General features: G+C 72.1%; 4 protein-coding genes. 2 read left to right on the top strand and 2 right to left on the bottom strand.

The genetic code is table 11. The features are described 5' to 3' along the window. The coding region (locus AX737_RS30165; protein WP_156454055.1) for a DUF4142 domain-containing protein at positions 1 to 351 on the top strand (351 nt) is incomplete at its 5' end. Positions 352 to 398: 47 nt separating this feature from the next. On the opposite strand, the gene AX737_RS30160 is transcribed toward AX737_RS30165, so the two are convergent. After that, positions 399 to 668, bottom strand: a complete 270-nt coding sequence (locus AX737_RS30160; RefSeq protein WP_066927719.1) for a hypothetical protein — start codon at positions 666 to 668, stop codon at positions 399 to 401. A gap of 163 nt (positions 669 to 831) precedes the next feature. On the opposite strand from AX737_RS30160, the gene AX737_RS30155 reads away from it, so the two are divergent. After that, positions 832 to 1707: a metal-dependent phosphohydrolase gene (locus AX737_RS30155; protein ID WP_066927717.1), complete on the top strand. Its 876-nt coding sequence runs from the start codon at positions 832 to 834 to the stop codon at positions 1705 to 1707. 17 nt (positions 1708 to 1724) lie between these two features. Here AX737_RS30155 and AX737_RS30150 read toward each other — a convergent pair whose 3' ends face one another. Beyond that, positions 1725 to 2132, bottom strand: coding sequence for a PRC-barrel domain-containing protein (locus AX737_RS30150; RefSeq protein WP_066927715.1), 408 nt, complete (start codon positions 2130 to 2132; stop codon positions 1725 to 1727). Between the last annotated feature and the right edge of the window lie 170 nt (positions 2133 to 2302).

Below are 2302 nucleotides of genomic sequence, written 5' to 3'. Positions count from 1 at the left end.
CCGCTGGCGGTTGCGGGGGGCGCCGTCGGCGCCGCGACCGGCATCGCGGGCGGGGCGCTCGGGATCCCGGGCGGTGCCGGTCAGCCGGGCGGCATGACCACCGACGCACAGAAGGCGCAGATCCTCGAACAGCTCACCGGCTTGCAGCCGGGCCCGCAATACGACGCGACCTTCGTGGCCGCCTCGCTCCAGGGCCATCGCGAGGCCCGGATGATCCACGGCGCCTATGCGCAGACCGGCGAGGATCCGGGCCTGCGCCGCATCGCCCGCGGAGCGATGCCGTTGATCGACCTGCACATCGCCCAGCTCTCGCGCCTGCAGGGCGGCATGGGCGACGGCCGGGCGGGCTGAGCCGAACATGGATCCGGCCGGTCCGGGGACCGGCCGGCGCCGTCGGCTCAGTAGGGGTAGCCGTAGGCGGGCCGCCGGTCGGGGGCGCGCCGGTAGACCCGCGGCTCGTCCTCGTAGCCGTAGGTCTGCACGTAGGGGTCGAAGCGCGGCGGCCGGTAGTTGCCGTTGTTCACGCCGGCGGAGCGGTCGTTGCCGTTGAGGGCGGCGTAGGGCGAGAGTCCGCTGCCGGCATCGCTGTTGCCGCCGAAGGCGAGGGCCGCAGCGGGTGCGCCGACCGCGAGGGCGGCGGCGAGGAGTGCGGTGCGGGCGCGTAGCATGGAAACCTCTTGGTCCGGTGAGGCGATCGTACAGCATCGAACGGCGCCGCGTGATGGGAAGTTCCGCGGACCCGACCACGCTCCCCTGCAACCGCCGCCGCGGCTCCGACTTGTCGCTCAGCGGGCCGGCGCTTTCCGGCCTTGGACCGGTGCCGGACGGGTCATGCTGGAACTGACGCAGCTCCTGGCGAACGCGCTGGGTCACCACCTCGCCCACACCTACACGCGCATGTTCGGCAGCCGCGAGCCCCGCTACGCGGAGGTGATCGACGAGGCGGCGCGGCTCACCATCGAGCGGCTTGTCGGCAGCGACGCGCTCTACCACGACGCCGACCACACCGCGCTCGTCGCCCTGGTGATGCAGGACATCCTGCGTGGGCGCTTCGTCAGCCACTCGGTCGGGCCGGAGGCGTGGCTGCACGCGATCCTGGCCGCGCTCTACCACGATATCGGCTACGTGCGCGGGATCTGCTCCGGCGACGGGCCGGGGCGCTACGTGGTCGATGCGGCGGGCAACACCGTCGCCCTGCCGCGCGGCGCCTCCGACGCGGCGCTGGCCCCGTGGCACGTCGAGCGCTCGAAGATCGCCGTGCGGGAGCGCTTCGGCGGGCACGACCTCGTGGACGCCGAGCGCGTGGTGCGGGCGATCGAGCTGACGCGCTTTCCCGTGCCGCACGACGCCGACCACGCCGAGACCGGGAGCGAGGCCGGCCTCCTGCGCGCCGCCGACCTGATCGGGCAGCTCGGCGATCCGCTCTATCCGCGCAAGCTCAACGCGCTGTTCCGGGAGTTCGCGGAGGTCGGCCTCGACAAGGAGTTCGGCTACGCCGATCCAGCCGACCTCGCGGTGGGCTACCCGGCCTTCTTCTGGTCGAAGGTCGAGCCGGTGCTCGGCGACGGCATCCGTGCCCTCGACGCGACCGTCGAGGGGCGGCGCTGGGTGGCCAACCTCTACGCCCACGTCTTCGCCATGGAGCACGACCGGCGTCGGATGGGCCCCGAGCCGGGTCAGCGCCCGGAAGCCTCGGCTCCGGCCTGACCCCGTTCCGGTCGGACTCAGGTCCGGTTGAACTTGCCCTCGTACTTGAACTCCGGCGCGGCCTTCAGCTGATCCTTGCTCGCGCCGATGATGGCTTTCCATTTCTTGCCGTCGGCGTCGTAGCCGAGCGCGACGGACTCGGGCTTCACCGCCACGTAGCGCTCACCCACGCCGAGAAATCCGCCGACCGACAGGATGTAGCCGGCGAGCTTGCCGTTCTCGATGACGATGTCCTTGATCTCGCCGACGCTGTTCTGCTGACCATCGACCACGTTGAGACCGATCAGGTTGTAGCTGAGCACCGCGTCCTTCGGCACGCCGGTGAATTCGGGCCCGCGGGTTGGCGTCTTCTGGTCGCCGTCGAGCGCCTGGGCAGGACCGCCGAGCGCGGTGAGGGCGGCGAGCACGAGAGCGAGGCGGCGCATGGGGAACTCCACGGTGCGGGCGGGTGTGCCTGGGCAATCACCCGCCGGTCCGCATCGTTCCCCGCCGCCCCGGCGTCAGGCCGGCGGCGCGGCGTCGTGCTCGCGGGCGAGGCGCAGCAGGTTCTGGCCGTAATTCGTCTTGGCGAAGAGCTCGCCCCGCGCCACCAGCT

It is taken from the genome of Methylobacterium sp. CCH5-D2, from assembly GCF_001556475.1.
Classification (GTDB): domain Bacteria; phylum Pseudomonadota; class Alphaproteobacteria; order Rhizobiales; family Beijerinckiaceae; genus Methylobacterium; species Methylobacterium hispanicum.
The sequence above is the reverse complement of the archived record's forward strand: the minus strand, read 5'-3'. Positions and strand labels throughout refer to the sequence as shown.